The sequence below is a fragment of the Crossiella sp. S99.2 genome (assembly GCF_023094165.1).
Taxonomy (GTDB): Bacteria; Actinomycetota; Actinomycetes; order Mycobacteriales; family Pseudonocardiaceae; genus Crossiella.
In genome coordinates this window covers 85084-108859 of sequence record NZ_JALMDK010000006.1, presented here as the reverse complement: position 1 = coordinate 108859, position 23776 = coordinate 85084, and the positions used below count along the sequence as shown (strand labels likewise).

The following is a 23776-nucleotide window of genomic DNA, read 5'->3' as shown; positions in this document are numbered from 1 at the left end:
GGTCTGTGGTCTGCTTCCCAGGTGAGCGAACAGCTGAGCTGGCTGACCGGCCGGATCATCACCAGTGACATGCCGCGCTACGCCGAGGTGTGCACCGGGTGGAACAGCCGGATCCGGCATCGCCCGGAGGTCGTGGTCACCCCAGGTGACGCCGCCGACGTGCAGGCCGCCGTCCGCTTCGCCGCCGAACTGAGCCTGCCGGTCCGGGTCCAGTCCACCGGCCACGGCGCGCTGGCCGCCGCCGAGGGCGGGCTGCTGCTGGACACCAGCGCGCTCACCGGCATCCGCCTGGACCCGGTGGCCCGCACCGCCGAGGTGGGCGCGGGCATCCGCTGGCAGGAACTCCTGGAGGCCGCGCACCCCTACGGCCTGGCCGGGCTGTCCGGCTCCTCCGGCAACCTGGGCGTCACCGGCTACGCCCTCGGCGGCGGCTCCGGCTGGCTGGCCCGCAAGCACGGGCTCTGCTCGGACAGCATCCTGGCCGCGGAGATCGTCACCGCCAACGGCAGACTGCGCTGGGTCGACACCGACCGCGAACCCGAGCTGTGGCAGGCCGTCCGCGGCGGCGGCCCCAACGTCGGCGTGATCACCAAGCTCCGCCTCGGCCTGGTCACCGTCCCGCAGGTCTTCGCCGGGGCTGTCTACTGGCCGATCGAGGACGCCGCCGAGGTCTTCGCGCTGTACCGGGACTGGGTCGCGGGCACGCCCCTGGAACTGACCTCCGCGCTGACCTTCCTGCAGTACCCGGAGAGCCCCGCGCTGCCGGAACCCTTGCGCGGCCGCACCTTGGTCGCGCTGCGCGGGGTCTACGCCGGGCCCGAGTCGGCGGCGGCGGAAGTGTTGCACCCCTTGCGTTCCCGGCCGGGCGCGGTGCTGGACACCTTCCGCGAGATGGCCTACCGGGAGATCGACACGGTGACCAACGACCCGGTGAAACCCTTGCCGCGCACCGGATACTCCACCGCCGTGACCGAGCTGCCCGCCGGCCTGGTCGAGCTGGCCAAGCCGGGGGAGTCCTTCGTCTCGGTGGAGGCCCGGCACGTCGCGGGCGAGGGCGCGCGCCTGGGCGCGGCGGGCGCGGAGTTCCTGGTGTTCACCATGGCGGTGACGCCGGATGAGACCAGCGTGGCCGAGGCCGGGGAGTTCGGCCGGAAGGTGGCGCAGGTGTGCGCGCCGTACCGGACCGGGCACAACCTGATGAGCTTCCTGCTGGCGCCGCCGGAGGCCGGTGGACTGCCGGAGCAGGTGGCCGCGGCGTTCCCGGCGGAGTACCGGGAGCAGCTGGCCGCGGTCAAGGCGCACTACGACCCGGCCGGGCTGTTCGGCGGGGACCGCAAGCTGATCCAGCCCTAGCCGGGCGCGGGCAAGAAGACGACCACCCGGCTCAGCAGGTGGTCATCCCCCCAGAAAAGCCCTGATCAGGCGGCAGGCTGGCCGTCGGCGGCCTGCGGCTTGCGGTTGAGCATGAACGCGATGGTGATCAGCGCGCCGACGGCCGCGACGCCGATGCCGGCCCAGGGCTGGTAGTCCTCGATGAGGCTCATCAGGCTGAACTGGAAGCCGATCATGGGCAGGACGAAGGAACCGACGCCCAGGACGAGAAGCAGGATGCCGAACTGCACGGTGTACTCCTTGGAACGGTGAGACGAGCGGTGGACTTTAACCCGTTCGGGGTCGCTCCGGAGGAGGTTTTGGCCAACCTGTTGCCGGGGCCGCGCTCAGCTGTGCGCGGCGTGACTGGTTCGGTCCCAGCGGCGTTCGCGCAGCGTGGTGTGGTCGGCGATCATGCGGCGGGCCAGCCGGTCGACCGCGGCGGTCAGCTCGGCCTCGCGCCCGGGGTCCTCGCTGGTCAGCAGCTCGGTGAGCCATTCCCGCCACACCCCGGCCAGCCGCACCACCGCCGCTTCGCCCTCGGCGGTGAAGCTCAGCCAGTCACCGTCCCTGGCCAGCAGACCGCGCCGGATGAGGTCCTCGGCGGTGGGGGCCAGGATGCCCGGCGGCAGGTCCAGTGGGTCGGCGATCTCGGCCAGGGTGGTGCGGCCCTCCTGCTTGCTGTTGCGGTAGATCTGGGCCAGCAGCCAGGCGTCGGTCTCGTCCATGCAGTGCCGCAGGCGTTCCCGCAGCACCGGGCGCAGCTCCTTGCGGCGGCGCTGCCAGACCGCGGCCACCGACTTCTCCAGCTCCTGTTCGCTGGTGTGCGATTCGGGCATGCCGAAGGCGTCGCCCAGGTCGCCGGACTTGTCCCGGACCGAGTCGCGCAGCTTGACCTCGGGCAGCAGCCAGGCGATGGCGAAGGCCAGCAGCGCCACCGGCAGGGCCCAGAGGAAGACCGTCTGCAGGCTGTCCTGGTAGGCGGTGGACAGCGGGCCGAGCAGTTCGGCCGGCAGGTGCCGGATCATCTCCGGGTTGGCCGCCGCGCCAGGGTCGAAGCCCGGCGGCAGGTTGGCGCCGGCCAGGTTGGCGGTGAGCTGGGCGGAGAAGATCGCGCCGAAGACCGCCACGCCGAAGGAGCTGCCCAGGGTGCGCAGGAAGGTGACGCCGCTGGTGGCCGCGCCCAGATCGGCGTAGTCGCAGGTGTTCTGCACCGCGATCACCAGCACCTGCATGCCCAGCCCGATGCCCAGGCCGAGCACGATCATGTACAGCGAGGCGGTGACCAGGGTGGTCTCCCGGTCCAGGTGCGACATCAGCCACAGGCCGACCGCGGTGATGCCGGTGCCGATGATCGGGAAGTGCCGGTACCGGCCGGTGCGGCCGACCATGTTGCCGCTGAAGATCGAGGCCGCCATCAGCCCGGCCACCATCGGCAGCATCCGCAGCCCGGACTCGGTGGCCGAATGGCCCTGCACCACCTGCAGGAAGATCGGCAGGTAGGTGATGCCGCCGAACATGGCGAAGCCGATCACGAAGCTGAGCACGCCGGAGACGGAGAACACCCGGCCGCGGAACAACCGCATCGGCAGCACCGGTTCGGTCGCGCGCAGCTCCACCCAGACGAACAGCGCCACCGCCACCAGCGAGGCCGCGCCCAGCCAGAGGATCTCCGCGGAGTCCCAGGCGTAGGTGGTGCCGCCCCAGCTGGTCACCAGGGTCAGCCCGCCCGCGCCCAGGGCCAGCAGCAGGATGCCCAGGTAGTCGATCACCGGCCGGGAGCCGGTGGGCACCTTCGGCATCACCGCGCCCGCCACCAGCAGCACCAGCAGGCCCAGCGGCACGTTGATGTAGAAGGCCCACCGCCAGCTGAGCTGGTCCACGAACAGCCCGCCCAGCAGCGGCCCGGCCACCGTGACCACGCCGAAGACCGAGCCCATCAGGCCCTGGTACTTGCCGCGTTCGCGCAACGGGATCAGGTCGGCCACCAGCGCCATCGAGGTCACCATCAGCCCGCCCGCGCCGAAGCCCTGCAGGGCCCGCGCCGCGACCAGCCCGAACATGCCGGTGGCCATCCCGCAGAACAGCGAGCCCGCGGTGAACAGCGCCACCGAGATCTGGAAGACCACCTTGCGCCCGAACAGGTCGCCGAACTTGCCGAACAGCGGGGTGGCGATGGTCTCGGCCAGCATGTAGCCGGTGACCACCCAGGACAGGTGGTTCGCCCCGCCCAGCTCGCTGACGATGGTGGGCAGCGCGGTGGCCACGATGGTCTGGTCCAGGGCCGCCAGCAGCAGGCCGAGCACCATCGCGCCGAACACCAGGTTCGTCCTCGAACCGCTCTCGACCTCTACGGCAGCCGTCATACCTCGGAACCTAGGGCGCGGCCCCGGGGGTCTGCTGGGCGGCGGAGATCGCTCGTTCGGTGGAAAGCGGGGCGATCAATCCGTCGGCCACCCGATCGATGAGCGCGTCGTCCGGTGGCACCCCGCGCACCAGCAACTGGAACAGGTACAGCGCGCCCACCAGGTCGCGGAGTATCTCCGGGTCCACGCCAGGAGCCAGTTCGCCGCGGGCCTCGGCGCGGCGGACCACCAGGTCGGCCAGGTCCGGGCCGGACTGTTGCATGCGTTCCAGGTACAGCCGGGCCAGTTCCTCGTCCCGGCGGCTGCCCTCCAGCAGGCCGATCACCAGGCCGCGGGTGTCGGCGTTGCTCTGCGCGACGGCCAGCCGGCCCAGCACCCGGAAGTCCTCCACCAGCGAGCCGGTGTCCGGGCATTCCGGGCGGGCCCGGTAGGTGTGGATGGCGTCGATGATCAGCGCGGCCTTGGACGGCCAGCGCTGGTACAGGGTGGCCTTGCTGGCCTGCACGCGGCGGGCGACCAGGTCCATGTTGAAGCGTTCGTAGCCGACCTCGGCCAGTACCGAGCGGGCCGCGGACAGCACCTCCCGGTACCGGTCCGGATCGCTGAGCGGGACCTTCTTCCGCGAGCCTGTCACTGCTCCTCCTCGCCGCTCAGCACTCGCGGGTGGCGCGCGGGTGCCCGCCGGGGAACCGGTGTTGCTCCAGGTCCTGCGCGCCGGCCAGCTTGGTCAGCAGCTCGTGCAGCCGGGTCCGCTCGTCCTCGGTCAGCGGGGCGGTGACCTCCGCGTCGTGGGTGGCGGCCTCCGCCAGGGCGGTCTCCAGCAGTTCGCGGCCGCGGTCGGTCAGGTGCAGGGCGTAGGCGCGGCGGTCGGCCGGGTTGCGCCTGCGCTGCACCAGGCCGCGGTGTTCCAGGTCGTCGACGAAGGCGACCATCCGGCTGGGCGCGATCCGCATCCGCTCGCCGATGGCCTGCTGGGACTGGCCTTCGGCCCCGGCGACCATCCGCAGCAGCCCCACGTGCCGGGGTTCCAGGTCCAGCGGGGCCAGCCGCTCGGCGAAGCGCCGGGCCGCGGCGAACCCGAGCTGCGCCAGCAGGAACGCCGAGCTGCCGCCCTGGGGATAGCCGCCGTGGTGCATGGGGGCACTCTACTGCCGGGGCAACAATTCCCCGGTTGAACGATTTTCCACCGACCGCGCTCTGTCGTGGGTTGCTCACCGAACGCGAGCGCACCAGGATCGATCCGTGGCTGCTGTGGTGTGGTCGAGGTGGCGTGAACTCCCCGGTGCCTGGGCGGCGGCGGTCACCCGGCCGCGCTGGCAGCTGGTGCTGGCCTTCCCCATCTCGCTGTGGGTGCTGGTCTGGGTCGGCGCCCAGTTCACCACCACCGGCGCGGTGTTCACCCCCCTGGACGCGCCCCGGGCGGTGCTGGCCCGCTTCGGTCCGGGCGCCACCGACTGGCTGGACGTGGTCGGCGCCTGGCTGCGCGATCCGGCGCACACCGGCGTGCTCACCGCGGCGGCCTGGGTGGCCGGACTGCTCTGGGCGGCCACCACCGAACGCGCCCAGCTGCCCGCGCTGGCCGGCTGGCTGGTGGTGATGGCCGCGGCCGAAGGACTGGGCTACCAGCCGGCCATCTCCAGAGCGGTGGGCGTGCTCGCCGGATTCATCGCGCTGCTCGCGCTGTGCGCCCTGCCCAACCGCGGCAAGCTGGTCGACCGGCGGCCCCGGCTGCTGCCCCTGGACGTGCTGACCGCCGGCGCCGTCGCGGCTGCCCTTTCGGGCATGGTTCCGTTGCTGGCGCCCGGTTTGGCGCTCACCCGGCTGTTGCGGCCCTACCTGACCAAGCCCGCCCGGCCCGACCCGTCCCGGCCCACCATCCCGGCGGCCCGCCCGCCGACCGACTTGAGGCCGCAGCCGAGTGTCCCTCGGGCGGGTGAAATGAGGTCACCGAGTCGTAACGAGTCCGCTGTGGCCGATGTCTCCGAGTGATCTCAGAGGGGCCAAACGGAAGCTAGGTAAATAGGCCATTAGGCGTCATTCTCTAGACCAAATGGAGTAAAAGCTGACTACCGGTCAGTTGCGTCCCCCGTTCGGACGATTTTTGTCTGTTTTTGCCGTCGACTACCTTCCGTTCGGGACGGGGGAGTTTCACGCAGCGCGGAATCTACGGTGACAGAAGCTTCAGCCTGGGCGCGGCCAGGCGGCTTTCGGTAAGTCTCCGACAGGCAGGCGTTGACCGTTACCTGGTCACGGGGGATTAGGTAACAATCGTGGCTCTCCTATGCCCAAAAAACGGTGGCGTTACCGCGAGGTGAATAAGTGCGAGCCGCTTTGTGGCAAACGGGAGAGAAGAAATTATCGGCAACCGAGGCCCCCGCGTTACAGGCCCGGAAGGTTTTCGCAGGGTGGGAGCTGCGTTACCAACTGGCTGTCGTGGTGGGAGACCTGCTGACCATCGTTTGCGCGGTGGTGGCGGTCGGCGTGTTCAAGACAACCGAGGCGGCCGGCAGTGGCCGCCTGGCCCTGATGCTGGGACTGGCCACCGGGGCGACGGCGCTGCTGGCGCTGCCGCTGAGCCGGGCCTGGGATCCACGGGTGCTGGGACAGGGCCCCGAGGAGTTCCGCCGGGTCGGGCGCGCCGCGCTCACCGGTATGGTCGCCCTGGCGCTGGTCGCGCTGGCGACCGACATCCAGGGACTGCGTGGCTGGGTCTTCGCCGCGCTGCCCGCCTTCGCCGGGATCGCCATCCCGGTGCGTTACCTGCTGCGCCGGGTGCTGCACCGGCGCCGCCGGATCGGCAGCTGCCTGCTGCCGGTGCTGGCCGCCGGTAGTCCGGAGGCAGTGCGCGACCTGATCGAACGCACCCGCAAGGACTCACACCTGGGCTGGCGGGTGGAAGCCGTCTGCACCCCGCACGGGGCGGGCTACGGCCGCCGGGTGCCAGGGGAGATCGCCGGCGTGCCGGTGGTCGGCGACCTGGACGACCTGGTCGACCGGGTCCGGCTGGGCGGCTACCGGATGGTGGCCGTGGCCGGGTCCACCGACTGGACCCCGGCCCGGTTGCAGCGACTGGCCTGGGAACTGGAGGGCAGCACGGCCGAACTGGTCGTGGCGCCCTCGCTGGTGGAGATCGCCGGACCGCGGCTGCACGTGGCCCCGGTGTTCGGGCTGACCATGCTCTGGGTCAGCGCGCCCACCTTCAGCGGAGCGGGCTGGCTGGTCAAGGCGGTGGTGGACCGGTTGTCCGCGCTGCTGCTGGCCGTGCTGCTCAGCCCGGCGTTCCTGGTCATCGCGCTGGCGATCAAGACCACCAGCCGCGGCCCTGTCCTCTACCGGCAGTCGCGGGTGGGCCGGGACGGGCGGATGTTCACCATGCTCAAGTTCCGGTCCATGGTGCCGGACGCGCACCACCGCAAGGCCGAACTGGCCGGGGCCAACCAGGCCGCCGGACCGCTGTTCAAAATGCGCCGCGACCCCAGGGTGACCAGGGTCGGCGCGGTGCTGCGGCGTTACTCGATGGACGAGCTGCCGCAGATCTTCAACGTGCTCGCCGGCTCGATGTCCCTGGTCGGTCCGCGCCCGCCGCTGCCGGAGGAGGTCGCCCGCTACGGCCCCGACGCGCGCAGGCGCCTGCTCGTCAAACCGGGACTCACCGGGTTGTGGCAGGTCAGCGGGCGCAGCGACCTGTCATGGGAGGAGTCGGTGCGGCTTGACCTGCGTTATGTGGAGAGTTGGTCGTTGTTCATGGACCTGGTGATCCTGTGGAAGACCGCCTCGGCGGTCGTCGGTGGGCGGGGTGCTTACTGATGACCTGCCGACTGTGCGGCTCCGCCGCGCTGCACAGCGTGGTCGATCTGGGCGCGAGCCCGCCGTGTGAGCACTTCCTCACCGCCGCGGAACTCGATCTGCCCGAGCAGACCTATCCGCTGCACCTGCGGGTGTGCGCGGACTGCCTGCTCGCGCAGCTGCCGCCGCTGATCACGCCGGAGGAGACCTTCACCGAGTACGCCTACTTCTCCTCTTTCTCCACCTCCTGGGTGGCGCACGCGGAGAAGTTCGTGACCGAGGCGGCCCAGCGCCTCGGACTCGGCGGTGACTCCTTCGTGGTGGAGGTGGCCAGCAACGATGGCTACCTGCTGCAACACGTTGTGGCCCAAGGCATCCGTTGCCTGGGCGTGGAGCCCTCGGTGAACGTGGGCGAGGCGGCCAGGGCCAAGGGCGTGCCCACCGTGACCGAGTTCCTCTCCCCGGAGACCGGGGCGAAGGTGCGCGCCGAACACGGGCCGGCCGACCTGGTGGTGGCCAACAACGTCTACGCACACATCCCGGACGTGCTCGGCTTCAGCCAGGGCCTGCGGGCGCTGGTGGCCGAGGACGGCTGGGTCTCCATCGAGGTCCAGCACCTGCTCACGCTGGTCCAGCTCACCCAGTACGACACGATCTACCACGAGCACTTCCAGTACTACACCGTCGCCTCGGCCCAGCGCGCGCTGGCCGGCGGCGGGCTGACCCTGGTCGACGTCGAGCTGCTGCCCACCCACGGCGGGTCCATCCGGCTGTGGGCGCGGCCCAGCGAGATCGCCGGGGAACCCGGCCCCCGGGTCGCCGCGATCCTCGACGAAGAGGCCGCGGCGGGGCTGCACACCGTGGCCGGGTACGGCGAGTTCGCCAGGCAGGTCGGGCGGGTGCGCCGCGATCTGCTGCGCTTCCTGCTCGACGCGGCCGAGGCGGGCAAGACCGTGGTCGGCTACGGCGCGCCCGGCAAGGGCAACACCTTGCTCAACCACTGCGGCATCCGGCCCGATCTGCTCCGCTACACCGTGGACCGCAACCCGTACAAGCACGGGCGATTCACCCCCGGCACCCGGATCCCGGTGCTGCCGGTGGAGCGCATCGAGGCGGACCGGCCGGACTACGTGCTGGTGCTGCCGTGGAACCTGCGCGCCGAGTTGACCGAACAACTCCGCGGTGTGGCGGAATGGGGCGGTCGTCTCGTTTTTCCCATTCCGCGACTCTCGATAGTCGATCCCGCCGCAGGCACGACCGACGGACACAATGAGGTGAACCCATGAAGGTAGTGCTGTTCTGCGGTGGTTACGGCATGCGCATGCGCAACGGTTCTGCCGACGATCTGCCCAAGCCGATGCACCCGGTTGGCCCAAGGCCGTTGCTCTGGCATGTGATGCGGTACTACGCGCATTTCGGGCACAAGGACTTCATTCTGTGCCTGGGATACGGCGCGCAGTACATCAAGGATTTCTTCCTGAACTACGCCGAAACCACGTCCAACGATTTTGTGCTGCGCAACGGCAAGGTCGAGCTGCTCTCCACCGACATCAGCGACTGGACCATCACCTTCGCCCAGACCGGCCAGAACTCGCCGATTGGCGAGCGGCTCCGGCGGGTACACCACCTGGTCGAGGGCGAGGAGATGTTCCTGGCCAACTACGCCGACGTGCTCACCGACGCCCCGCTGGACGAGATGGTCCGCCGGTTCAGCGTCAGCGGCGCCTCGGCCTCGATGATGGTGGTGCCGCCGCAGTCCTCCTTCCACTGCGTGGACCTGGGCGAGAACGGCAAGGTCGCCGGGATCACCCCGGTGAGCAGCCTGCCGCTGTGGGAGAACGGCGGCTTCTTCGTGCTCCGCCCGGAGGTTTTCGAGCACATCCCGGAAAACGGGGACCTGGTCGAGGACGGCTGCGGCGCGCTGGCCAAACAGGGCAAGTTGCTGGCCTACCCGTACCGCGGTTTCTGGCAGCCCGCCGACACGGTCAAGGAACGGGTCGCACTCGAACAGGGGTACCAGGCCGGTGACCGGCCGTGGATGTTGTGGGAACAGGAGTCCGCGGCCGCCGTGGACTCCGCGCCCGTGGCCAAGGTGCTCCGGCTAAGCGGGGTGTGAGGTGCTCTCGTTGTCCCCGGCCGGATCCGCGCCCGTGGTGGTGCTCGGCGCGCACTGCGACGACATCGCCATCGGCTGCGGCGGCACGCTGCTGTCGCTGTGCGCGGCCCGGCCGGGGCAACGAGTGCGCGCGCTCGTGCTCACCGGCGCGGGCAGCAAACGCGAGGACGAGGAACGCGCCGCGCTGGCCGCGTTCTGCCCCGGCGCCGACCTAGAGGTGACCGTGCTCGACCTGCCGGACGGCCGGGTGCCCCAGCACTGGGGCCGGGCCAAGGACGAGCTGGCCGCCTTCCGGGACCGGGTCGAGGCCCAGCTGGTCTTCGCCCCGGCCCCGCACGATGTGCACCAGGACCACCGGGCCCTGGCCGAGCTGGTTCCCCAGGTCTTCCGGGACCAGCTCCGCCTGGGCTACGAGATCCTCAAGTGGGAGAGCGACCTCGCCCAGCCCACCGTCTTCCAGCCACTCGAACCCGACGTCGCGCAGGCGAAAGCCGCGCTGCTGGACGAGCACTACCCGTCGCAGCGGGCGAAGGACTGGTTCGACCGGGAGACCTTCCTCGGCCTCGCCCGGATCCGCGGCGTGCAGACCCGCGCCCGGTACGCGGAGGCCTTCCACACGGACAAGATCCAGCTCCGGCTGGACACAGAAGGGTGAGATCCATGCGGGTGCTGCTCACCGGGCATCAGGGCTACCTGGGCAGTGTCATGGCCCCGGCGCTGATCGCGGCCGGGCACCAGGTGCACGGCCTGGACTCCGGTCTGTTCGCCGACTGCGTGCTCGGCCCCGAGCCCGCCGATCCGGACGGCCACCTCGTCGACCTGCGCGATGTCACCGCCGACCACGTCGCAGGCTTCGACGCGGTGATCCACCTGGCCGCGTTGTCCAACGACCCGCTCGGCTCGCTGGACCCCGGCCTGACCTACGACATCAACCACGCCGCCTCGGTGCGACTGGCCCGGCTGGCCAAGGACGCCGGGGTCAGCCGGTTCCTCTACGCCTCCACCTGCTCGGTCTACGGCGCGGCCGGGGAGGAGCTGGTCGGGGAGAACGCGCCGCTGCGGCCGGTCACCCCGTACGCGGAGAGCAAGGTGCGGGTGGAGGACGACCTGGTCAACCTGGCCGGGTCCGGGTTCAGCCCGGTGTTCCTGCGCAACGCCACCGCCTTCGGCTTCTCGCCGCGGCTGCGCGCGGACATCGTGCTCAACAACCTGGTCGGGCACGCCATCCTCACCGGCCAGGTCCGGGTGCTTTCCGACGGCACGCCCTGGCGGCCGCTGGTGCACGCCGCCGACATCGCCGCGGCCTTCCTGGCCGCCCTGCACGCGCCCGCCGAGACCGTGCACTGCCAGGCGTTCAACGTGGGCATGGTGGAGAACAACCTCACCGTGGCCCAGATCGCCGAATCGGTGGTGGCCGCGGTGCCCGGCGCGGAACTGCTGATCACCGGCGAGGCCGGCAACGACCCGCGCTCCTACCGGGTCGACTTCGCCAAGATCACCGAGGCGCTGCCCGAGTACCGTCCACAGTGGACTGTGCTGGGCGGGGCGGCGGAACTGGCGGACGCCTACCGGAAATTCGGCCTCACCCAGGAGAGCTTCCAGCGCACCTTCACCCGCCTCCCCCGCCTCTCCGACCGGATGGCGGCAGGCACCCTGGCCGAGGACCTCCGCCCAGTCTGGGAGCCGGTCCCGTGACCGCCCCCATCCCCCCGCGCGTTGGCCGTTGTCGTACGCCACGTTGGCCGTTGTCGTACGCCGCCGGTGGCGAGTTGGGCCAACCGGTACGCCGGTTTTGCCCAAGCGGGCGTACCGGTTGGCCCAAGTGGTACGAGTCAGCGCAGGGTGTCGCGCAGCGCCGACCAGGGGCCGGCGGCGGCGTCGCGGGGGCTGATCAGGGTGACCGGGTGTGGCCACGGGATGGCCAGGTCCGGATCGTCGTAGCGCACCGCGACGTCCTCGGCCGGGTCGTGCGGGCGGTCGATCCGGTAGCACACGTCAGCCGTCTCGCTCAGTACCTGGAAGCCGTGCAGGAAGCCCGGCGGGACATAGAGGCAGGCGAAGGTCTCGTCGTCGAGCCGGAAGGCCTGGTGCCGGCCGAAGGTGGGCGAGCCGGGGCGGATGTCGACCAGCACGTCGTGCACGGCGCCGCGGGCGCAGCGGACCAGCTTGGCCTCGCCGCGGCCGATCCGGCCGTGCATGCCGCGCAGCACCCCAGCCCTGGAGCGGGACTGGGAGTCCTGCCGGAAGGAGTCGGGGTCCAGGCCGTGCGCGGCGGCGATGTCGGCGTCGAAGGTGCGGGTGAACAGGCCCCGGTCGTCGTGGTGCGGGGCGGGCACGAACAGCAGGACGTCGGCGAGGTCGGTGCGGCGAATCTCCACCCGGGCATCCTGCCCCAGCGAGGCACCGATGCACACTGACCAGAAGAGTGCCGTTGCGGCACAAGGAAAACCCGCCACCGGCCCGCGGCACGCCTGCCGGTTCTGCCGCGGTGGCCAGGGCCTGGTGGTGCTGGACCTGCACACCCAGCCCGCCTGCGACCACTTCCCGCCGGCCACCGACCCGGGACCAGATCCGGCCTACCCACTGCAACTGTGGCTGTGCGACAACTGCGGACTGGCCCAGCTGCTCGACGATCCGACCGTGCCCGAGGAGCCCAGGGCCACCGAACCGGCCGCGCTGGCCGAGCAGGCCGCCGACGCCGTGCACCGGGTGGCCGCCGCCGGACTGCTGCCGGAAGGGGCCACCGTCGCCGAGTACGGCAGCCCGCACGGCGGCTCCTGGCTGCCCCGGCTCACCGAACGCGGCCTGCACCCGGTCGCCGAGGGCGAGACCGCCCAGGTGGTGCTGGACTGCTTCGGGCTGATGCACCACGCCGACCAGGCCGCCGCGCTCAAGGAACGGGTGGACCGCCTCGAACCCGGTGGCGTGCTGCTGGTCCAGTTCCACTCGCTGGCCACCATCCTCCGATGTGGACAGTGGAACGCGCTGCGGCACGGCCACTACGCCTACTACTCCACCCCGGCACTGGCCCGGATGCTCACCGTGGCCGGGCTCAGCCCGCGCGCGGCCTGGGTGTTCGACCTCTACGGCGGCACCGTGCTGCTGGCCGCGGTCAAGGGACCGGCCGCGCCCGAACCCGGCCTGTCCGCGCTGCTGATCGGCGAGAACTCCCTAGGAGTGACCGATCCGGCGGTGCTGGCCACGTTGCAGCGCCAGGTCAGCGTGAGCGCCAAGGCCCTGCACGGCTACCTGACCCAGCGGCGGGCCGCCGGGAAACGGGTGCTCGGCTACGGGGCCGCGTCCAGGGCCGTCGCGCTGCTGTGCGCGGCCGGGATCGGACCTGAACTACTGCCCGCGGTGGCCGACGCCTCCCCTGGCAAGCACGGACGGCGGATGCCGGGCAGCGGGGTGCCCGTGGTCGCGCCGACCGAGCTGATCGCGGCCGCGCCGGATGAGGTGCTGCTGTTCCTGCCGGACCTGCTCACCGAGGTCCGGGCCGCCTACCCGGAGATCACCGGCTGGGTCATCGCCGAACCCGAGCCACGAGCCGCGCAGCCGCCGAGCCGAGAGGAACCCCCGATGAGCGCCCCGACCGACGACCGACCCGCCAGTGCCCCGCGCCCGGCGCCCGCGCTCATCGGCAAGGCCCCCGCGCCCATCGCGATCGGCTTCCCGGTGCGCAACGGCAAGCCGTACCTGCAGGGCGCGCTGGACTCGCTGCTGGCCCAGCGCGGGGTGGACTTCGAGCTGCACATCGCGGACAACTGCTCCGACGACGGCACCGAGGACATCTGCCGCGAACTGGCCGCCAAGGACGAACGCGTGCACTACCAGCGCCGGGCGGAGAACGTGGGCGTCACCGCCAACCACAACCTGCTGGTGCGCGAGGTCACCAGCCCCTACTTCCTGTGGGCGGCCTCCGACGACGCCTCGCACCCGGACCGGTTACGGCTGCTGCTGGAGGCACTGGAGCGGGACCCGTTCGCGGTGCTGTCCTTCAGCGCCGCCCGGCAGATCGACAGCAACGGCAACACCCTGGAGATCTGGCGCAACCCGTGCCGGACCAACCACCTGGACCCGGTGGCGCGGCTGCGCGACCTGATCGGGCTGGAACACGAGAACTACCACTGCTACGGCCTGATGAAGCGGGACGTGCTGCTGCGTACGCTGTTGTTGCCGCCGGTGAAGAACAACGACCGCATCCTGGTCGCCGAACTGGCGCTGCACGGACCCTTCGCCGAGGTGGAACAGGACCTGCTGTTCCACCGGCTGCACGAGCGCAGGCTGACCCAGAGCGTCTCCCAGCGGGACTGGTACCGGCAGCAGCGCACCGACGGGCGCAAGCTGGTGCTGCCCAACGTCGAGGAGGCCGGCTGGTACCTCAAGGCGGTGCGCAACTCACCACTGCGGGGCGCGGAACTCGGCCGGGCGCTGTGGGCGCTGCGACCCTGGTTCCAGGCCAACGCGGTGCCGATGGCGCGCAACCTGGCGCGGGCAGCGGTGGACGGAGCGAGAATGATCACCGGGCCGGGACGCCCGGACGATCGGTGATCGGGAGAGAGCACGTGGACGCACTGGATGTCTTTCGGGTGCTGCGGCGACGGTGGAAGCTCACCGCCCTGCTGCTCGCCGGCCTGGTCCTGCTACTGGGCGCGGTCGCCTTCGCGGTGCCGCAGCAGTACCGGGCGACCAGCCTCACCATGGTGCTGCGCCAGTACGGTGGCCAGGACCGCAACCCCTTCGCCGCGGTGGATCGCGCGCAGGGCCAGGCCGCGGTCGTGGTGATCGCGGTGCTCAACTCGCAGCAGACCCGCAGGGAGCTGGCCGCCCAGGGCGGCACCGCGGCCCTGGAGGTCTCCAACGAGGGCGGCGGAGTGTCCACAACGGACAGTCCGTTCATCACCGTGATCGCCACCGGGGTCAACGAGGCCGCGGTGCGCAAGACCGGGCAGCTGGCCATGCAGCGGATCAAGGACGAACTCAAGCGACGGCAGGACACCCTGCTGGTGCCGGTCGAGCAACAGCTCACCCTGAACGAGGTGCTCTCGCCGAACGAGGTCAGCACCACCAGGGCCGGGCAGCTGCGCGCGCTGGGCATCACCGGCGGCATCGGCCTGATCATCGTGGTGCTCACCGTGATCCTGGTCGACCGCCGCGGCAACCGGACCAAGCCACCCGCGCCGGAACCCGAGTCAAAACCCTCGCCGCGCAAGCGGTTGCAGGACTCCGACGCGGAGGTCACCGAGCACATCAAGCTCGCGGAGGTGGCCGAAGTCCGCCCCCAGGAACGCCAGTGAACGTGCGCGTGGCGGCCGTCCCGGTCGCCCCGGCACGGCGGCTGCCACCGCACCGGATGCTGGTGGCGGCCGCGCTGCTGTTCGCGCTGCCGCAGAACCTGGTGATCTCCGGGGTCGGCGGCTCGCTCACCCCCGGCAGGCTGCTGGGCGCGCTGTGCCTGCTGTGGTGGCTGGTGGCCCGCTTCGGCGGCGGCCTCGGGCTGAAACCCGCGCCCAACCCGGTGCGGGCCACGCTCTTCGGCGCGCTGCTGGTCTTCGCCGCGGCCAACGCGCTCGCGCTGTTCCTGGGCGTGCCGGACGACCGGCTCGGCTCGGCGGACCGGAACACCTTGCTGCTGGCGGTGTGCACCGGGGTCGCGCTGCTGGCCTGCGACGGCCTGAACCGGCCCGCCATGCTGCGCGCGGTCTTCGGCGCGGTGGTGCTCGGCGCCGCGGTGTCCGCCTTCGCCGCGGGCGTGCACTTCGCGCTCAAGATCGACCTGCGCGGTTATCTCAGCTTCCCCGGCCTGACCGCCCAGGGCCTGGGCACGGTGGACCTGGCCCGCGGCGGCCTGGAACGCGCGCTGGGCTTCGCCAACCACCCGATTGAACTGGCCGCGGTCTGCGCCACCGCGGTGCCACTGGCCCTGCACCTGGTGCGGCACGGCCGGTATCCGCTGCTGTGGTGGGCCTGCGTGGCCGTGCTCGGCGGCGGGATCGTGGTCAGCATCTCCCGCACCGGCCTGCTCGGTCTGGTGCTGGTGCTGCTGCTGAGCCTGCCCAGGATCGGCGGCCTGCGCTGGGTCACCGGCGTGCTGGCGCTGGGCAGCGTGGTCGCGGTGGCCGCGGTGGCGGTGCCCAGGCTGGCCGAGGTGCTGGGCAACTCGATCCTGGGCGCGCGCACCGACAACAGCCTCACCGGCCGGCTGGACGACTACAGCTATGTGGCCGAGAAACTGGCCGCCGCGCCGTTGAGCGGTCAGGGATTCGGCACCTACACCGCGCCACCGCAGCCTTACCTGGACAACCAGTACCTGCTCACCGCGGTCGAATCCGGCCTGCCCGGCGTGCTCGCCCTGGCCGCCCTGCTGCTGATCCCGGCCTGGCTGGCCTGGCGGATCTTCCGGCGGCCTGGCAGCATCGCGCCCGAGCTTCGCGACGCGGCGTGGGCGGTGGCCGTGGGACTCCTGGTGTGCGCGGTCTGCTTCGCCACCTTCGACGCGTTGTCCTTCCCCCAGTTCCAGGCGCTGACCTTCCTGATGATCGGGATGTCGGGCGCGATCGTGACCCAAGCCGGAGGAGAACGATGAGCCCGCGAGTGCCCGCTGTGGTGCTGGCCGTGGTGACCTACAACTCCGCGGCCGACCTGCCCGCCTTCCTGGACGCCCTGCCCGCCGCCCTGGACGGGGTGCCGGAATGGCGGCTGGTGGTGGCGGACAACGCCTCCAGCGACGGCAGCGCCGACCTCCTCGCCGAACTCGCGCCCAAGGCCACCGTGCTGCACACCGGCGGCAACCTGGGCTACGCGGCCGGGATCAACGCCTGCCTGGAACTGGCCGGGCCGGAGGAGGCCGTGCTGGTGCTCAACCCGGACGTGCGGCTGGAATCCGGCGCGGTGCGCGAACTCCTGGAGGTCTGCGCCGATCCCGCGGTGGGCATCGCGGTGCCGCTGGTGCGCCACCCGGACGGCCACCCCGAGTCCACCCTGCGCCGCCGCCCCACCCCGCTGCGGGTGCTGGCCGAGGCGCTGCTGGGCGGGCGCGCCGGGTCCTACGGCGAGCAGCTGCCGCCCGGCCCGGCCCGGGAGCGGATCGACTGGGCCAACGGGGCCGCGCTGATGCTCGCGCCCGGCGTCGCGCACCGGGTCGGCCGCTGGCGCGCCGAACTGTTCCTCTACTCCGAGGAGACCGACTACTGCCGCCGGGTCACCGACGCCGGCTGGCGGATCCGCCAGGCCCCGCGCGCGCACGCGCTGCACCGCGGCGGCGAGTTCGGCGTCTCGCCCGCGCTGTGGGCGCAACTGATCACCAACAAGGTCGTGCACCTGGCCACCTGGGAGTCCCGCCGCGCCGCCGTGGCCGGCTGGCTCGCCCTGGTGTTCAGCCAGGCACTGCGACTCCCGCTGCGCCGCGGCACGCACCGCCGCGCGCTGCGGGAACTGCTGACCGGACGTGCCCGGCTGCTCGCCGGGTTCCCGACCAACCCGGCCGCCACCGCCGAGGTCGCAGCGCTGCTCGCGGAAGGGTGAGGATGGGCAACCGGGACTACGGGCTGCTGCCCGACGGGGTGAAACAGGCGTTGCGCCGCACCGTCGGGCGTTATGTGGTGGCCGAGGGCTGGTGGCGGCTGAAGTTCGCCGCCGAGCGGCGCGCGGCGCGCCAGGCCGAGGACAGCGAGATCGCCCGCCTGGCACCGACATTGCCGGTGCGGCCGACCGCGCTGGTCACCGTGGCCGTGCCCACCTATCGGCGACCGGAGGCGCTGGGCCGGGCGGTGCGCAGCGCGCTCGCGCAGACCGTCACCGACCTGTCGGTGGTGGTCGTCGACGACGGCGGCGGCGAACTCGGCGAGCTGCCCGCCGACCCTCGGCTGACCGTGTTGTCCTTGGGGCGCAACCACCACAGCCCCGGACTGGCCCGCAACATCGCCATCCGGCTGACCCGCTCGCCGTTCGTGGCCTTCCTCGACGACGACAACACCTGGCGCCCGCAGCACCTGGCCACCGTGCTGCCCGCGCTGCGCCGCGGCGCCGGGCTGGTCTACACCGACCTGCACCGCGCCCGCGCCGACGGGTCCACAGTGGACGTTCTCGGCCGGGACTTCGACCGGCGGGCGCACGCCGACACCGCCTGGGTGGACGTCAACGCGCTGGCCGTGCGCCGTTTTCCCGGCCTGCGCTTCGATCCCTGGGCGCGGCCGGGCTGGGTACACCCCCGAGAGGACTGGGAACTGGTGCATCGGCTCTCCGCGCGACTCCGCGTCGAGCACCTGCCGGAGGTGACCGTGGACTACGCGGTGCACGCCGGCAGCTACTTCAGCGAGTGGACCACCGAGGCGCTCGGAGCGAGCCGGTGACCGCCGACGGAGCCGTGCAGCAGGCCGAACTCGGCGGCCGGTTCCGCCGCGGGCTGGGCCTGAGCCTGCTCAACACGCTGCTGTCCCGGCTGGGCACCTTCCTGCTCGGCGTGCTGCTGGCCCGGCTGCTAGCGCCGGAGGAGTTCGGCCTCTACGCCACCGCGCTGGTGGTGCAGATGCTGTTGCTGACCTTCAACGACCTCGGCGCGGCCGCCTCGGTGGTGCGGCATTCCGGCGATGTGCGGCCACTGCTGCCCACCGCGTGGACGGTCGCGGTCTGCGGCGGCACCGCGGCCTTCGGGCTGTGCCTGGTGCTCGCGCCCGCGCTGGCCACCGGACTGGGCAGCCCGGCGGCCACCGACATCGTGCGGTTGCTGGCCGCCAACGTGTTCCTGGACGGTTTCGCCGCCGTGCCGGGCGCGCTGCTGACCAGGGAACTGCGCCAGGCCAGCAGGATGGTGGCCGACCTGTCCGGGGTGGTGGTCAACCTGGCGCTGACCGGCGCGCTGGCGCTGGCCGGCTTCGGCGCCTGGGCGCTGGCCATCGGGCACGTCTCCGGCACCCTGGTGGTCGTGGTGGTGCTGCTGTGCGTGAGCAAGCAGTTGCCGCGCTTCGGTTTCGACCGCGAGCACTTCGGCGAGGTCGGCCGGTACGGGATCACCGTGGTGGCCTCCGGCATCGTGATCGTGCTGTCCAACGCGGTGCCCCAGGTGGTCACCGGCAGCGTGCTCGGCGCCACCGCTCTAGGTTTCCTGTACCTGGCCAACAACGTCGCCAACTGGCCGGTGTCGATCGTGTCCACCACCCTGGACCGCATCGCGCTGGCCACCTTTTCCCGCGCCAGGGACCGCGGTGTCGATCTCAACCTGGCCGCGGGCGAGGTGGTCGGCATGGTCGGCATCGCGGTGCTGCCGGGCGGACTGGCGCTGGCGATCCTGTCCGGGCCGATCGTCGAGGTGATCTACGGTTCGGCCTGGGCGCCTGCCGCGCACGTGCTCAGCGCGCTGGCCATCGCCGCGATCGCCAGGGTGCTCACCGATCTCGCCTTCCAGCTGCTGCTGGCCGTGGGCGCCCCGCTGTCCTCGGCCCTGGTGAACGTGTCCTGGCTGGTCGCGCTGGTACCGGCGACCATTGTCGCGGCGATGACGTGGGGGCTGGTCGGGGTCGGCTGGGCGCAGGCGGTGGTGGCCTTCGCCGTCGCCGTGCCGGTGCACGCCTGGCGGTTGCACCGCGCCGGGATCTCCCTCGGCGCGCTGGCCAAGGGACTGGGCTACCCCGCGCTGGCCGGGCTGCTCGCGGTCACCGGACTGCTGGCCATCCGCGCCTTCGCCGACTCACCGCTGCTGGACGTGGCGCTCGGCGGCGCCCTCACCGCCGCCATCGTCGGCGTGGGCTGGTACGCCCGACGGCACCACATCGAACGTGCGCTGAACGGCGCATCACCCCAACGACCAGTCGCGACCTTCAGGGAAGGGTCCTAGTCTCACAGGTTCTGGCACCCCCAGCAGGGGAAAACAAACCCACACGGGAGCAAAGCTGATGGGATCGAACACAGCGCGCCGACGGGGGTTGGCGGCGACCGGGATCACGCTGCTCTTAGCCGTGGCCGCGTGCTCAACTCCGGAGCCCGCGGCCGCCCCCGCCAGCTCGGCCGAACCCCCGGCCCTGGCCGAGTCGACCTCGGTGCCCGAGCTGCCGTCCGGCTCGATACCGGCCCCGGCGCCCTCGGGGAACCCGCCCACGAGCAAACCGGGCAACCAGCCCCGCCCGCCGGCCGGACCCGCCGCGCCCAGCCCCATCGCGGAGACCAGGGGGCTGTTCGTGGACTCGGAGAGCAACGCCGCCCGCTGGGTGCGCGCCAACAAGGGCGACGGCCGGGCACACCTGATCAACGAACGCATCGCCGCCCAGCCGATGGCCCGCTGGATCGGCGGTGAGGGCGACATCCGGAGCTGGCTGGGCTCCTACGTGCAGGCCGCCGCCCGCGAGGACCAGCTCCCCGTCGTGGTGCCGTACAACATCCCCAACCGCGACTGCGGCAACCATTCCGCGGGCGGCGCCGGTTCGGTGGACAAGTACCGCCAGTGGGTGGAGACGGTGGCCGACGCCATCGGCAAGACCCCCGCGCTGGTGGTGCTCGAACCCGACGCGCTGATCCACCTGTCCTGCCTGGACCCCACCGGCAAACAAGACCGGCTGCGGATGCTCGCCGAGGCGGTCGCGACGCTGAGTCAGCGCGCCCCGAACGCCTGGACCTACCTCGACGGCGGCGACGGCCGGTACAACCCGCCCGGCACACTCGCCCAGCGGCTCATCGACGCCGGGGTGAGCGGCGCCCGCGGCTTCGCGGTCAACGTGTCCAACTTCAACACCACCAACGAAGCCATCTCCTACGGCCGCCTGGTGCAGGCCGCGATCGCCGCCCGCGGCGGCGGCAAACACGGGTTCGTCATCGACGTGAGCCGCAACGGCAACGGCTCCAACGGCGAGTGGTGCAACCCGCCCGGCCGCAAGATCGGCCAGTCGCCCTCGGTGGACGGCTCCTCACCCCAGGTCCCCGACGCACTGCTCTGGATCAAGCAACCCGGCGCCTCCGACGGCGACTGCGGCACCGGCAAGGGCACCGACTCCGGCGCCTTCGTCCCCGAACTAGCCATGAGCCTGCTCAACGGCCTCTAACCCCACCCGAGTGTTGGCCGAACTCGTACGCCGAGTTGGCCAAAGTGGTACGGGTAGTTGGGCCAACTCGTACGCCGAGTTGGCCCAAGTCGGTCACCGCCGGTCCACAACGGCCAACACCCCGTACCAGTTCGGCCAACACTCGGCGGCAGCTTGAACGCACCCACTAGCCTGGCCCCCATGAACGACCTCCCCGAGATGCGGGTCAGCGACGCCGAACGCGACCTGATCGCCCAGCGCCTCAACCAGGCGGTCGGCGAGGGGCGAATCACCCTGACCGAGTACAACGAGCGGGTCGGGCTGGCCTACGCCGCGCTCACCCGCGGTGAGCTGGACCGGGTGGTCGCCGACCTGCCGGTGCTCGCCGCGCCCGCGCCGACCCCGGTGCCGATCCGGCACAGCCCGGTGGGGGAGAAGACCAAGTGGGTGGTCTCCTTCATGTCCGGCGCGGTGCGCAAGGGTCGCTGGCGGGTCACCCGCAAGACCGCGGCGATCGCGGTCATGGGCGGCACCGAGATCGACCTGCGCCGGGCCGAGTTCAGCGCGCCGGAGATCACCGTGGTCGCGGTGGCCTTCATGGGCGGGGTGGAGATCACCGTGCCGCCAGGGGTGCGGGTGGAGGTCGGCGGGTTCAGCTTCATGGGCGGCAAGGAGGTCAAGGTGGACGACGAGGACCTGCCGCCGAACGCGCCCGTGGTGCACGTCAAGGGCTTCGCCTTCATGGGCGGCATCGACATCCGGACCAAGCCCGCGCGCAAGGCGATCTCCCGCGGGGATGACGACTGAGGTGCCGTTATCCGGCGAGGTGCGCGACCGGTGCCGCGGGTTCCTGCCCGCGGGCGCCGAACTGCGCTACCTGTTCCCGGCGATCACCCTCAACCCGGGCATGGCCCCGGTGCTGGTCGCCGTCACCAGTCGCACGGTGACCATCCTGACCTGCAGTTTCCTCCGCCGGAACCGGCCGAACGGGGTGCTCGCGCACTACCCGAGGACCAGCAGGCTGGGCCCGGTGGACATCCGCACCACCGCGACCATCGAGATCGGCAGCACCATGCTGGAGATCGAGGACGAGTACATCCCGGTGGTGCGCTGCGCGGACGCGGAGATCGACGAGACCACCTTCCTGCCCCCGGACCCGCTGCCGGACCTGTAGCGCCGCCGACACGCCCGCCGGGCCGCTACAGCGCGGCCAGCAGCGCCTGCCCGGTCTCCGTCCCGTCGTGCGCGGTCGTCCAGCCCGGCACGTCCACCGTCGTCTCGCCCAGGTGCCAGCGCCGGATGGCCGCGGCGGTCTGTTCCGGGCCGTCGGCGATCAGCCAGGGACCGGCCGGGTCCACCGCCTCGGCCAGTTGCGGCGGCACCACCGAGGGCAGCCCGTACTCGGCGGCCTCCAGCATCTTCACGCTGATCCCGGTGCTCGCGCCGAAGCGCGGCACCACCACCAGGCCGACCTGCCGGTAGAACTCGGCCTCGGCGGCCACCCGGCCCAGCGCGGTGGTGCGCGGATGTCCTTGGTGCACCTCGGTTCCCGACCCCGCCAGCACGAACTTCACATCGGTGCCCAGCCGGGTCAGCTCCTCGTGCACCGGCCCGAGCAGGCTCTCCAGGGCGCGCTCGTTGGGCGGCCAGCTGGCCTTGCCGATGAAGCCGACCGCCTGCGCCGCAACGGGATCCGGCACCGGTCGCACGGTCAGCGGCAGTGGCACGGTCGGCGCGGCCCAGCGGGTGAGGAACTCCGCGTCGGTGCGGGAGAGCGCGAAGACGGTGCGCGGCAAGGAGAGCAGCCGTCGTTCCGCCTTCGGCAGCCGCCAGGTCTCGCCCAGCAGGCGCAGTGGCCGCGGCGCATGCTCCAGCGCGATGGTGCTCTCCACGTTGTGCGCGATGTGCGCGGCCACCGGCACCCCGGCCGCCTCGGCCAGCAGCAGGCCCGGCCAGCCGCTGGTGATCACCTTCCGGCCGGCCGCGCGCTCGTGCAGCAGCCTGGCCGCCGCCCGCCAGCCGGGGAAGGCGGTGAACTTGCGGGACAGGTAAGGCTGTTCGGTCACCGCCATGCCGGCCGCGACCCGCAGCAGCTTGGCCCGGTCGCCGCGGATCTCCAGTGGGACATCGCCCGCGGCGTGGCAGACCACCTCCTGCTCGGCCCACTGGCCGGGCGGGCCGGTGACGCACACCACCTCGACCTCGACGCCGGTCGAGCGCAGCACGGCGACCAGCCTGCGGTCCACCCAGCCGCTGCCGCCGAGTTCGGCCCGGCCCAGCGGGTAGGTGGTCACGAAGCACACCCGGGAAGTCGTCACGGCCTCGATTTGTACCCGCTCCCGGTCACCTTTTCGTGAAGACCCGCTCGGCCAGCACCCTGGCCAGGAACAGCGGGTTGCCCAGCACGTAGCGGGCGAACAGCCTGCGCGGCTCCAGTCCGAGCCGGTACACCCACTCGATCCCGGCCTTGCGCATCCATTCCGGCGCCCGGGAAACCTTGCCCGCGGCGAAGTCCAGGAAGGCGCCAACGGCCACCCCCAGCCGGGCGCCGGTATCGGCCAGATGGCGGTCCAGCCACAGCTCCTGTCGCGGATTTCCCATGGCCACCACCAGGATCCGCGCCCCGGACGCCTTGATCGCGGCGATCACCTCGGGCTGCTCGGCCTCGGTGAAGAAGCCGTTCCTGGTGCCCGCAACCCGCAACCCGGGGATCTTGGTGGTGAGGTTTCTCGCAGCGGTCTCCGCGATGCCCTCTTCGCCGCCGAGGAAGTACACCGGGGCGTCACGCTCCGCCGCCACCCGCAGGATCTCCGGGGTCAGATCGGTGCCGTTGAGGTTGTCCGGAAAGCTTTTTCCTTGCAGTCTCGCGGCGATCGCCAGGCCGGAACCGTCGTTGAGCACCAGCGCCGCGTCGTCCAGTACCCGCCGGTAGGCGGCGTTGCGGACGGCCAGGTTGAGCGAGTGCGCGTTGGCGTAGGCGAGCAGTTGCGGGGCGGCCGAGTCGAGCAGTTCGCCGACTACGGAGAGCACCTGCTTCCGGGGCAGGCAAACCACCCGAATGCCGAGCACGGTCACTGTCGGGACGTTCGAGCGCATGTCAGTATTCTGCCGTCGAATGGCTGTGAGGA

General features: G+C 71.7%; 23 protein-coding genes. 16 read left to right on the top strand and 7 right to left on the bottom strand.

Annotated elements, in window-relative coordinates; translation table 11 throughout:
• Nucleotides 1-21: 21 nt before the first annotated feature.
• Nucleotides 22-1353 (top strand): FAD-binding oxidoreductase, encoded by a 1332-nt coding sequence (locus MZC64_RS23530; protein WP_247759797.1) that lies wholly within the window; start codon nt 22-24, stop codon nt 1351-1353.
• A 65-nt stretch (nt 1354-1418) separates the two neighbouring features.
• Here the strand turns inward: MZC64_RS23530 and MZC64_RS23525 are convergent, their stop codons facing one another.
• The 4 genes from MZC64_RS23525 to MZC64_RS23510 form a co-directional block, all read right to left on the bottom strand.
• On the bottom strand, nt 1419-1622 hold the full coding sequence (locus MZC64_RS23525) for a hypothetical protein (RefSeq protein ID WP_247759799.1): 204 nt from the start codon (nt 1620-1622) through the stop codon (nt 1419-1421).
• 96 nt (nt 1623-1718) lie between these two features.
• Nucleotides 1719-3737, bottom strand: a complete 2019-nt coding sequence (locus tag MZC64_RS23520; RefSeq protein WP_247759800.1) for an MFS transporter — start codon at nt 3735-3737, stop codon at nt 1719-1721.
• Between the two features lie 10 nt (nt 3738-3747).
• The gene (locus tag MZC64_RS23515; protein WP_247759801.1) at nt 3748-4371 is read right to left on the bottom strand and encodes a TetR/AcrR family transcriptional regulator; all 624 of its coding nucleotides are present in this window, start codon (nt 4369-4371) and stop codon (nt 3748-3750) included.
• A gap of 16 nt (nt 4372-4387) precedes the next feature.
• On the bottom strand, nt 4388-4873 hold the full coding sequence (locus MZC64_RS23510; protein WP_247759802.1) for a MarR family winged helix-turn-helix transcriptional regulator: 486 nt from the start codon (nt 4871-4873) through the stop codon (nt 4388-4390).
• Nucleotides 4874-4979: 106 nt separating this feature from the next.
• Here MZC64_RS23510 and MZC64_RS23505 point away from each other — a divergent pair, with 106 nt between their 5' ends.
• From MZC64_RS23505 to MZC64_RS23480, 6 genes are all read left to right on the top strand, one after another.
• The gene (locus MZC64_RS23505; RefSeq protein WP_247759803.1) at nt 4980-5726 is read left to right on the top strand and encodes a hypothetical protein; all 747 of its coding nucleotides are present in this window, start codon (nt 4980-4982) and stop codon (nt 5724-5726) included.
• Nucleotides 5727-6173: 447 nt separating this feature from the next.
• Nucleotides 6174-7544, top strand: a complete 1371-nt coding sequence (locus tag MZC64_RS23500) for a sugar transferase (RefSeq protein ID WP_308301061.1) — start codon at nt 6174-6176, stop codon at nt 7542-7544.
• Nucleotides 7541-8809: a class I SAM-dependent methyltransferase gene (locus tag MZC64_RS23495; protein WP_247759913.1), complete on the top strand. Its 1269-nt coding sequence runs from the start codon at nt 7541-7543 to the stop codon at nt 8807-8809. The genes MZC64_RS23500 and MZC64_RS23495 overlap by 4 nt, the downstream gene beginning before the upstream one ends.
• Nucleotides 8806-9639 (top strand): glucose-1-phosphate cytidylyltransferase, encoded by an 834-nt coding sequence (locus MZC64_RS23490; RefSeq protein WP_247759804.1) that lies wholly within the window; start codon nt 8806-8808, stop codon nt 9637-9639. The genes MZC64_RS23495 and MZC64_RS23490 overlap by 4 nt, the downstream gene beginning before the upstream one ends.
• Before the next feature lies 1 nt (nt 9640).
• Nucleotides 9641-10294, top strand: a complete 654-nt coding sequence (locus MZC64_RS23485) for a PIG-L deacetylase family protein (protein WP_247759809.1) — start codon at nt 9641-9643, stop codon at nt 10292-10294.
• A gap of 5 nt (nt 10295-10299) precedes the next feature.
• Nucleotides 10300-11334 carry an NAD(P)-dependent oxidoreductase gene (locus tag MZC64_RS23480; RefSeq protein WP_247759810.1) on the top strand — a complete coding sequence of 345 codons (1035 nt, stop codon included), beginning with the start codon at nt 10300-10302 and terminating at the stop codon, nt 11332-11334.
• Nucleotides 11335-11471: 137 nt separating this feature from the next.
• Here MZC64_RS23480 and MZC64_RS23475 read toward each other — a convergent pair whose 3' ends face one another.
• Nucleotides 11472-12017: a dTDP-4-dehydrorhamnose 3,5-epimerase gene (locus tag MZC64_RS23475; protein ID WP_247759811.1), complete on the bottom strand. Its 546-nt coding sequence runs from the start codon at nt 12015-12017 to the stop codon at nt 11472-11474.
• A 28-nt stretch (nt 12018-12045) separates the two neighbouring features.
• Between MZC64_RS23475 and MZC64_RS23470 the strand changes: the two genes are divergently transcribed.
• From MZC64_RS23470 to MZC64_RS23430, 9 genes are all read left to right on the top strand, one after another.
• Nucleotides 12046-14190, top strand: a complete 2145-nt coding sequence (locus tag MZC64_RS23470) for a glycosyltransferase (protein ID WP_247759815.1) — start codon at nt 12046-12048, stop codon at nt 14188-14190.
• A 14-nt stretch (nt 14191-14204) separates the two neighbouring features.
• Nucleotides 14205-14936, top strand: coding sequence for a Wzz/FepE/Etk N-terminal domain-containing protein (locus tag MZC64_RS23465; RefSeq protein WP_247759817.1), 732 nt, complete (start codon nt 14205-14207; stop codon nt 14934-14936).
• The gene (locus MZC64_RS23460; RefSeq protein ID WP_247759819.1) at nt 14933-16225 is read left to right on the top strand and encodes an O-antigen ligase family protein; all 1293 of its coding nucleotides are present in this window, start codon (nt 14933-14935) and stop codon (nt 16223-16225) included. The genes MZC64_RS23465 and MZC64_RS23460 overlap by 4 nt, the downstream gene beginning before the upstream one ends.
• Nucleotides 16222-17163 carry a glycosyltransferase family 2 protein gene (locus tag MZC64_RS23455; RefSeq protein WP_247759820.1) on the top strand — a complete coding sequence of 314 codons (942 nt, stop codon included), beginning with the start codon at nt 16222-16224 and terminating at the stop codon, nt 17161-17163. Before MZC64_RS23460 ends, MZC64_RS23455 begins: the two co-directional genes overlap by 4 nt.
• Before the next feature lie 2 nt (nt 17164-17165).
• The gene (locus MZC64_RS23450; RefSeq protein ID WP_247759822.1) at nt 17166-17990 is read left to right on the top strand and encodes a glycosyltransferase family 2 protein; all 825 of its coding nucleotides are present in this window, start codon (nt 17166-17168) and stop codon (nt 17988-17990) included.
• Nucleotides 17987-19471, top strand: a complete 1485-nt coding sequence (locus MZC64_RS23445) for an oligosaccharide flippase family protein (protein ID WP_247759823.1) — start codon at nt 17987-17989, stop codon at nt 19469-19471. The genes MZC64_RS23450 and MZC64_RS23445 overlap by 4 nt, the downstream gene beginning before the upstream one ends.
• Before the next feature lie 58 nt (nt 19472-19529).
• Nucleotides 19530-20669 carry a glycoside hydrolase family 6 protein gene (locus tag MZC64_RS23440; protein WP_247759826.1) on the top strand — a complete coding sequence of 380 codons (1140 nt, stop codon included), beginning with the start codon at nt 19530-19532 and terminating at the stop codon, nt 20667-20669.
• A gap of 180 nt (nt 20670-20849) precedes the next feature.
• A complete protein-coding gene (locus MZC64_RS23435) occupies nt 20850-21455 on the top strand; it encodes a DUF1707 domain-containing protein (RefSeq protein WP_247759827.1) in 606 nt (201 codons plus the stop codon).
• The gene (locus MZC64_RS23430) at nt 21445-21822 is read left to right on the top strand and encodes a hypothetical protein (RefSeq protein ID WP_247759828.1); all 378 of its coding nucleotides are present in this window, start codon (nt 21445-21447) and stop codon (nt 21820-21822) included. The genes MZC64_RS23435 and MZC64_RS23430 overlap by 11 nt, the downstream gene beginning before the upstream one ends.
• A gap of 25 nt (nt 21823-21847) precedes the next feature.
• On the opposite strand, the gene MZC64_RS23425 is transcribed toward MZC64_RS23430, so the two are convergent.
• Both MZC64_RS23425 and MZC64_RS23420 read right to left on the bottom strand, forming a co-directional pair.
• Nucleotides 21848-22966, bottom strand: a complete 1119-nt coding sequence (locus MZC64_RS23425; RefSeq protein ID WP_247797737.1) for a glycosyltransferase — start codon at nt 22964-22966, stop codon at nt 21848-21850.
• 25 nt (nt 22967-22991) lie between these two features.
• Nucleotides 22992-23744: a WecB/TagA/CpsF family glycosyltransferase gene (locus tag MZC64_RS23420; protein WP_247759830.1), complete on the bottom strand. Its 753-nt coding sequence runs from the start codon at nt 23742-23744 to the stop codon at nt 22992-22994.
• Nucleotides 23745-23776 lie beyond the last annotated feature (32 nt).

What these genes read in the sequence shown, in the direction of transcription:
- MZC64_RS23490 (WP_247759804.1), top strand. Translation starts at nt 8,806, where the DNA reads ATGAAGGTAGTGCTGTTCTGCGGTGGTTACGGCATGCGCATGCGCAAC.
- MZC64_RS23510 (WP_247759802.1), bottom strand. Translation starts at nt 4,873, where the DNA reads ATGCACCACGGCGGCTATCCCCAGGGCGGCAGCTCGGCGTTCCTGCTG.
- MZC64_RS23470 (WP_247759815.1), top strand. Translation starts at nt 12,046, where the DNA reads ATGCACACTGACCAGAAGAGTGCCGTTGCGGCACAAGGAAAACCCGCC.
- MZC64_RS23420 (WP_247759830.1), bottom strand. Translation starts at nt 23,744, where the DNA reads ATGCGCTCGAACGTCCCGACAGTGACCGTGCTCGGCATTCGGGTGGTT.
- MZC64_RS23435 (WP_247759827.1), top strand. Translation starts at nt 20,850, where the DNA reads ATGAACGACCTCCCCGAGATGCGGGTCAGCGACGCCGAACGCGACCTG.
- MZC64_RS23520 (WP_247759800.1), bottom strand. Translation starts at nt 3,737, where the DNA reads ATGACGGCTGCCGTAGAGGTCGAGAGCGGTTCGAGGACGAACCTGGTG.
- MZC64_RS23430 (WP_247759828.1), top strand. Translation starts at nt 21,445, where the DNA reads ATGACGACTGAGGTGCCGTTATCCGGCGAGGTGCGCGACCGGTGCCGC.
- MZC64_RS23440 (WP_247759826.1), top strand. Translation starts at nt 19,530, where the DNA reads ATGGGATCGAACACAGCGCGCCGACGGGGGTTGGCGGCGACCGGGATC.
- MZC64_RS23455 (WP_247759820.1), top strand. Translation starts at nt 16,222, where the DNA reads ATGAGCCCGCGAGTGCCCGCTGTGGTGCTGGCCGTGGTGACCTACAAC.
- MZC64_RS23450 (WP_247759822.1), top strand. Translation starts at nt 17,166, where the DNA reads ATGGGCAACCGGGACTACGGGCTGCTGCCCGACGGGGTGAAACAGGCG.
- MZC64_RS23480 (WP_247759810.1), top strand. Translation starts at nt 10,300, where the DNA reads ATGCGGGTGCTGCTCACCGGGCATCAGGGCTACCTGGGCAGTGTCATG.